General features: G+C 37.4%; 2 protein-coding genes. Both read left to right on the forward strand.

Features of this window, described 5'->3' with window-relative positions; all coding sequences use genetic code 11:
* The coding region (locus AB4486_RS25845) for a restriction endonuclease subunit S (protein WP_372119592.1) at positions 1 to 460 on the forward strand (460 nt) is incomplete at its 5' end.
* Between the two features lie 8 nt (positions 461 to 468).
* On the forward strand, positions 469 to 807 hold a 339-nt coding region (locus AB4486_RS25850; RefSeq protein WP_372119594.1), incomplete at its 3' end, for a type I restriction endonuclease.

The following is an 807-nucleotide window of genomic DNA, read 5'->3' on the forward strand; positions in this document are numbered from 1 at the left end:
AGATGTGACTAAGGGGTATTACGCTCTTCACAATCAAAAAAATATAACAGAACTAGGTTTGAAAAAAAGTAGTGCAAAATTGTATCCGAAAAACACTACTTTTATCTTATGTCGTGGTGCTACAACGGGTTCTGTTGCCATTGCTGGCAAGGATATGGCAATGAATCAAAGTTGTTATGCAATGAAGAGTGAGAGTGGACAAGAGTTTTATGTTCATCAGCTCAGTTTGCACTTAATGAAAAGGCTTAAAGCTATGGTTGTTGATGGAGCAATTTTCAATTCTCTAGTTACGAAAGACTTTGATGAGCAAAAGGTAGTAGCTCCTCCCCGTGAAATTAAAGAGCAGTTTAATCAATTCATAGCTCCTATATACCACAGGCTAGAACTTTGCTTATTAAATAATACTCAGCTCAACAAGCTGATTGAATTACTTCATTCTAAGTTATCGAATATAGGTTAGGAAGGTTTATGAAGTTCACAGAAGAACGGCTAGAACAAGCCATTATTGAACTGCTAGGGAAAGAAGGCTACCCACATACTCGTGGTGAAGCAATTGAGCGAGCACCTGAAGATGTGCTGATTAAGTCCGATCTTCGTGAATTTCTAGCCAAACGTTATCAAACGGAAGGTATTACAGCCTATGAGATAGAGCAAATTATCCATAAGCTTGAGTATCTTCCAGCTTCAGATCTCTATGACACCAACAAAGCCATAATGAAGTTTGTTTCTGATGGTTTTTTGTTAAAGCGTGAAGATGCAAGTCAGAAAGATTTATATATTCAGCTTATAGACTACGTTGACTTAGAG

Origin of the sequence: Vibrio sp. 10N.222.55.C6, from assembly GCF_041473395.1 — a bacterium.
Lineage (GTDB): Bacteria > Pseudomonadota > Gammaproteobacteria > Enterobacterales > Vibrionaceae > Vibrio > Vibrio crassostreae_C.